Source organism: Acinetobacter sp. TUM15064 (genome assembly GCF_008980265.1).
In the GTDB taxonomy this organism is placed as follows: Bacteria; Pseudomonadota; Gammaproteobacteria; order Pseudomonadales; family Moraxellaceae; genus Acinetobacter.
The window spans coordinates 1-5,593 of the sequence record NZ_BKFU01000107.1; the positions used below are offsets into that span (position 1 = coordinate 1).

At 34.5% G+C, this 5,593-nt stretch carries 9 protein-coding genes; 4 read left to right on the plus strand and 5 right to left on the minus strand.

Annotated elements, in window-relative coordinates; translation table 11 throughout:
• Both GBI16_RS18735 and GBI16_RS17420 read left to right on the plus strand, forming a co-directional pair.
• On the plus strand, nt 1–1,010 hold a 1,010-nt coding region (locus GBI16_RS18735; RefSeq protein WP_171494583.1), incomplete at its 5' end, for a hypothetical protein.
• 5 nt (nt 1,011–1,015) lie between these two features.
• Complete coding sequence (locus GBI16_RS17420) at nt 1,016–1,699, plus strand: hypothetical protein (protein ID WP_151707553.1); 684 nt, start codon at nt 1,016–1,018, stop codon at nt 1,697–1,699.
• An 11-nt stretch (nt 1,700–1,710) separates the two neighbouring features.
• On the opposite strand, the gene GBI16_RS18740 is transcribed toward GBI16_RS17420, so the two are convergent.
• Genes GBI16_RS18740 through GBI16_RS17435 form a run of 5 tightly spaced genes read right to left on the minus strand, consistent with a single transcriptional unit; the run spans nt 1,711 to nt 3,270 of the window.
• Nucleotides 1,711–1,872, minus strand: a complete 162-nt coding sequence (locus GBI16_RS18740; RefSeq protein ID WP_171494584.1) for a hypothetical protein — start codon at nt 1,870–1,872, stop codon at nt 1,711–1,713.
• 13 nt (nt 1,873–1,885) lie between these two features.
• On the minus strand, nt 1,886–2,191 hold the full coding sequence (locus tag GBI16_RS17425) for a hypothetical protein (protein ID WP_151707554.1): 306 nt from the start codon (nt 2,189–2,191) through the stop codon (nt 1,886–1,888).
• On the minus strand, nt 2,181–2,873 hold the full coding sequence (locus tag GBI16_RS17430) for a hypothetical protein (protein WP_151707555.1): 693 nt from the start codon (nt 2,871–2,873) through the stop codon (nt 2,181–2,183). Before GBI16_RS17430 ends, GBI16_RS17425 begins: the two co-directional genes overlap by 11 nt.
• Nucleotides 2,873–3,043 (minus strand): hypothetical protein, encoded by a 171-nt coding sequence (locus tag GBI16_RS18745; protein ID WP_171494585.1) that lies wholly within the window; start codon nt 3,041–3,043, stop codon nt 2,873–2,875. The genes GBI16_RS17430 and GBI16_RS18745 overlap by 1 nt, the downstream gene beginning before the upstream one ends.
• Nucleotides 3,043–3,270 carry a hypothetical protein gene (locus GBI16_RS17435; protein WP_151707556.1) on the minus strand — a complete coding sequence of 76 codons (228 nt, stop codon included), beginning with the start codon at nt 3,268–3,270 and terminating at the stop codon, nt 3,043–3,045. The genes GBI16_RS18745 and GBI16_RS17435 overlap by 1 nt, the downstream gene beginning before the upstream one ends.
• Nucleotides 3,271–3,676: 406 nt before the next feature.
• On the opposite strand from GBI16_RS17435, the gene GBI16_RS17440 reads away from it, so the two are divergent.
• Entirely contained in the window at nt 3,677–4,705 is a 1,029-nt protein-coding gene (locus GBI16_RS17440) for a hypothetical protein (protein WP_151707557.1), read from the plus strand.
• Between the two features lie 171 nt (nt 4,706–4,876).
• Nucleotides 4,877–5,593 (plus strand): hypothetical protein (locus GBI16_RS17445; protein WP_151707558.1); only part of this gene is annotated, 717 nt, incomplete at its 3' end.

A 5,593-nucleotide genomic window follows, 5' to 3' on the forward strand; every position in this document is an offset into this window, starting at 1 on the left:
CTATATTAGTTACCCTTACAAGTAGAGCAATAGAGAATGGGTTAAGAACAACGAAAATTCTTGCAGAACGTGTTGCAATTACATTTGAAAATGCCCATGAAGACTTAATAGATTTACTTCCTGATACCTTCAATCAAAGATTTCTAATTTTTGGAATTGATGATCTAGATCAAGAAATTGAATTAATAGAAATTGATTCAAAAAAAGCTAAAGTAGAGCGCTCAATAGAATTTAAGCCAGAGCATTATCAAGCAGGCCTCGGGATATTGAGTTATTTTGGAACAGTAATGCGTAAAAAATATCCTGAGCAAAATGCAAAAGTTCGTATTGAACAGGATGATAATACTGTACGTTTAGTCGTTGAATCTGAAAATGGGGATAAGGAAATCATTGAACGCGCATTTGACGAATTTGGTCTTGTTATTCATCAGGATATAAAGCCCGAAGAGTTTTATGATAATTATTTAGATATTGCTGAATTAAAAACAAAACTAGGAACATTTGAAACAGAATTAAAGTTTCAACACCAGCTTGTTGCAATGAAAGAACATAGAATTAATGAACTTGAAAAAGATAAAGAGTATTTAAAAAATGTTATTAGTCAGGCATTAGTTCGCCCAAGTTCACAGATATATATTACTAATCAGCAACATAATTCGCAGTCCACCATTATCAATCACAAGGCTGAGTTCTCTAAATCTAATGATGAGCTAGAAGATTTAATTGATCTTGCGGATAATGATGCTTTGAAGAATAGACTTGCTACAATTCAGAACGCATTAGAAGTTAATAGAAATGCTGATCAACCTGAAGAAGTTAAAGACTCTAATGGTATGAAAAAATTAGCTAAATTTTTAAAAGATGCAAACGAAGTTGGTACAGAAGCAAATAATTTGGCAATGAAAAGTGGTGAAGCTCTGGGTCTAATTAAGAATTTAGGCAGACGATATAACAGCATTGCTGAATGGTGCGGAATGCCTGTTATCCCAAGTGTATTAGTAAAAGAATAAAAGTTATGGATATAGATTGGAAACTCGTTGCACCTATAGTTGGGGCATTGGTGGCGATTATAACTTTATTTCTAAAGAGGCATGAAATAACGAGTCTGAAGCATAAGAAGATTTCTGACAGGCTTGCTTCAAGTATTCAATATTTTGAAAAGTACTATGAAAGAGGGCAGACGAATCAGCTTGTTTTAGATAGAGCAGCACAGGATCTAGCGAAAAGCCCAAATGTAGACCATAACTTGGTCAATAAACTGATAGAGCTTCATCAAAATTATTTAGTTAATTTTGATAGGATGATTTTCTTATTTGATTACGGTATTCAATATATCTATTATAAAAAAGGGCAAAATTTGAATATATCAAGAGATTTAACTATTAAGCCTTTTCTATTCCTAAACCCCACCATTAGGCGTTATTTTTTTATAGCGGGATATTTTATTTTTGCTTTAATAGGGTCTGTGTTTTTTCTAGCAATAAATACTCTAAGTAACATTCAGATAGTTGTTAATATTTCACTTTTTTTTATTGGGTGTGCTTTTATTGCACTAGCATTTTTATTTTTAGTTTTAGAGGATCGGCTTAAAGACGCAGATGATTTCATCAAAGAATTAAATGCAGCAAGTGAGAAATATAAAGCAATAGAAAAACCTAGAACTATCATCCTATTAGATAGAAATGGTAAGCCCTCCTAAGAGGGCTTTTTTCATTCTTTATCTACAGCTTTTTGAATCTGTCGCACCTGTTCCTGAATAATAAATAATGTCGCAGCCACCGACTCTCCAGTTAAAGAGTCACAGCTTTCCGTAGACTCAATGAGTAAAGATAAGTGCTGATCTAATAATGATAATCTTGTTTGAATATCCATGATATTACCCCTCTTAACGGTTAAAACCGTTGTTTATCAGGTCGGACAGTTCATTGAAGAATCGCCAGCTTTTTTCTGTATTTTCTAATATCAAAATTGCCTGAACAGCACAGATAGAAAGGTTGTAGGTCTCATGCTGTTCATTGAAATGGTAGTCGGTGTTTTCACGCAGGCGAGACCAGGTAATGTTAGTTTCAACGAAAGTTTTATATGACACGTCCGTGTCGAGTAAGCGATACAAATGCTTAGAACTGATGAAGAACTTACGCTTCTTCGTGCTTGGCTCTTGTAGGCGCATAACGTGCTTTTCAATACCCATAATCAGTCCCTCGTAAAAATTCGGTTGGTAATATTTGTTCAGGCGTGTGCCATTGCCATCTGTTGATGTTGAGCCGTGTTGGTGCTGAAGCAGTGTAGGTAATGACTTTTCGGGCGGTGTTGAGCCACTGGTGCAGCCGTGGATCGTCATGGGCAATATCTAGTTTGTACTGGCGAAGCTGTAGGTATAGTGAACGATAGTCGCTATGGAAGACTGATAAATCTTCTTTTGTTGCAACGGGATGAATAGGCGCATCGTTGCCTTTGATTGGCTCAACAGGGGATGGAGTACCAGGATCTTTTTTTGTTGGCTGTGACGTGCCAATGCCAAAGAGTTGCTTTAATTTTTTATAGTTGATGGTGTAGTAATTCACACGCATAGACTTAATTTTTGAGAGCTTATTGATCTCGATTAAGCCGAGTTCCTTAAGTTTGGCCACAGCTCTTTTGATGGTCGAAACACTGAATAAGCCGAGTGTCGACTGCCATTCTTCAAAGGTATGAAACCACCATTTACGGTTTTGGTAAACAGTGAGGTTTTTCTTCTGCTTGTACTTGCGTGTTTCACTGATGAGGAAGTGCAATTTCTGCAAGAACGTAGCAGCTGCAGTCCCCAGCTCTTTAGCGAGCTGAGGTGATGCAATGAGGGGATATTCTTGGTTTTGAAGGAGGATATTTTTCATTATCTATCCCCTCTGTAAGTTTCGATGTAGCAAGCCTTACAACGGCCAGTCCATTGTTGAACGCCACGTTTAAAGCCATTTTTATAAAAGAAATCTTCATCCAATGGGTAGTATTCACCGCACAATGGACATAGCTTTTCATGGCCTAATTCTGTGTAGATGTGGATCATTAGTGGCTACCTCCTGCAAGGAAGGCAACTCCAAGGATAATCAGCAGTAATAATGCGACAACGGCAGGGTGTACAAATAATTTGAATGAGTGTGGAGCAGGATATTTTTGTTGGGCGGTTTGATTTGTTAAAACGTGCTGAAGAACTTCACGTGGGTGAACTGGACCGATAAATTCAGGGTGTAGACGTGTGCGAACAGGATGCACACTTTTTGAAGAAGTGTTCATGTTTAAGTCCTTGTGAGTAAGTATTAAACCCACCAACATTCCTTCCACAGAATGGTGGCAGACTAAGCAGGGGTGGAAGTACCGTTCACAAGGTTACGGCCAGCACGAAGCTGCCCTGCCTAGCCTACCATTACGGACAGACTTAAACAGTCAGGCAAAAAAAATGCCGCATAAGCGACTTTGATTTGCGCCTTGTGATGATATAACAGACTTCCACATCTGCTCACAGATTTTGCTGTGATATGGACAATATAATTTAAATATTTTTTTAGTCAACTGTTTTTAACTTTGATCATTCTTTTATAACTCTATTCTTTATTCTATTTATATATAGAAGAAAAGTTCTTTTTGATACAATGCTTTGGCTCATTTTGAGCTAATGGATCGGGTCATGTTGATACGATGCATGGGGGCGGAAATAAAATCAGGGGCAAATACAGTGGTAATGAAAAATGTTTCAGCTAAATTTATGAAAATATATCAAGTACTGAATGAGACTAGGGATTTGTTAACTCAATATGTGGATGATATTACCAATGGGACAGATGAGAGCCTTAAGCATGATCAAAATTTTAAAAAAATAAATGCATTTGCATATAATAAAATAGATGATTGTATTGAATTATTACTTGAAAATTATCAACTCTTTAATGATAAAGAGTTTCTTAACATTTTAAATAATAATGTGAGTTCATTGCACAGCTCTGTTCTTCAACTAAGTGCCTATACTCCTTATGAGATTTCCACGATACTCGAAGAGATAAGAAGTTTTCTAGATTCATTTAGGGGTATTGAGATCGGTGTTATTGCGCTAAAGAATGCAAATACAATCATTAATAATGAATTAAAACCAAAAATAGAAGAAGTAAAAGAAAAAGTTAAAGATTTTGATGCTCTTCAATTAGCACTAGAGCAAAGAGAAACAAATAAAATATATTTAGACCTGCATAAAAAATATCATGGTGAATATTTTGTTAATAATTTCTTCTTTTTTGTGACGATTATTGCTGCTGTATTTTTTACTTTATATACAACTACCGAAATTAGTAATGCCCCACAGTTCAGTGACTATAAAACTGAGAGAAATTTTTGGGTCATGTTTATTACGACTAAGGTTCTGATAGCTACAGTCACTTTAACTTTCGGTACTTTATTTTTAAGAAGATCGGCACATGCAAAAAAATTAAAAGAGCAAGCATATCAGACACATGTAGAAATTAACGCATTTCCAATTCATGTCCGATCTTTGAAAGATGAAGATAAGCACGAGTTAATTAAAGAGTTGGCATTGAAGTACTTTGGAAAAGAGCTTGATCAGACTCAGAATGATAAAGTTGGTGACTTGATGAAAGATCAACTTACTGCTGGTACAGAGTTGATTAAGGCAAGTGCTGAGTTGGTGAAAGCGAAAGGTGGTTCAACAACACCACCGTAATATCAGGTCAAAAAAATTTAAAGCTCTCCAATGGAGGGCTTTTTTTATGGATTTGAGTAGAGTAATTTTTCCCTTTTGGTACAATGGTTTGGCTTATTACGAGCAAATGGATCGGGTCATGTTGGAACGATGCATGGGGGCAGAATTACTGTATGCATAGAGGCATTATCGATGAAAAAGATTACTATTAGTAATGATGAACTAATTTCTGAAGTTGAATTATTTGAAGAAGGATTTCAAGATTTCTTACTATCTTTGAATAGAATATCTCCAAATATTAATTACGTGGAAATAGTAGAAAAAATTGATTTATTAGTTCAGGAATTGAAATCTAAATTAAAAAATAACAGTGCTTTTTATGATTATGAAGAGTATGTCATAAAGAAAATTAGAACTGCAAAAGAATTTTTGAACCTAAATGTTGATCTATTAAATGTAAGAAAAGATGAAGATGGTGTGTATGTTTATAATCTATCTGAAGATATTGGAATTAAAATAGTTGAAAATTTTAATTATATATTGACTGCATTTAAATCTTTAGAGAAAAAAATAGAACCAATAGCTTTGAATGAAATATATTTAAAAAGAATTGATTTACTTTTAGATTTAAGGAAGGCATTGGCTTCTTTGAGAAAAAGAGAAAAAATTATTGGAAAAGTTGATGAAGTATTGGATGTGCTTAATCATGATAAGTATATTTTATATGTAAGTATAGAAGATATCAAAGGTGCTATTAATGATATTGGTGAATTTAATAGTTCTATGTTTCCAAGTGAAACTATACAAAAAGGAGAGTTTTTAGATAAGTTTTTGAATAAAATTAAAGACAGAAAGTATGATACAAATAATATGAATGGGAATGTTAATTCACCTTACTATGAAATGTAT

What these genes read in the sequence shown, in the direction of transcription:
- GBI16_RS18745 (WP_171494585.1), bottom strand. Translation starts at nt 3,043, where the DNA reads ATGATCCACATCTACACAGAATTAGGCCATGAAAAGCTATGTCCATTG.
- GBI16_RS17430 (WP_151707555.1), bottom strand. Translation starts at nt 2,873, where the DNA reads ATGAAAAATATCCTCCTTCAAAACCAAGAATATCCCCTCATTGCATCA.
- GBI16_RS18740 (WP_171494584.1), bottom strand. Translation starts at nt 1,872, where the DNA reads ATGGATATTCAAACAAGATTATCATTATTAGATCAGCACTTATCTTTA.
- GBI16_RS17420 (WP_151707553.1), top strand. Translation starts at nt 1,016, where the DNA reads ATGGATATAGATTGGAAACTCGTTGCACCTATAGTTGGGGCATTGGTG.
- GBI16_RS17440 (WP_151707557.1), top strand. Translation starts at nt 3,677, where the DNA reads ATGGGGGCGGAAATAAAATCAGGGGCAAATACAGTGGTAATGAAAAAT.
- GBI16_RS17435 (WP_151707556.1), bottom strand. Translation starts at nt 3,270, where the DNA reads ATGAACACTTCTTCAAAAAGTGTGCATCCTGTTCGCACACGTCTACAC.
- GBI16_RS17425 (WP_151707554.1), bottom strand. Translation starts at nt 2,191, where the DNA reads ATGGGTATTGAAAAGCACGTTATGCGCCTACAAGAGCCAAGCACGAAG.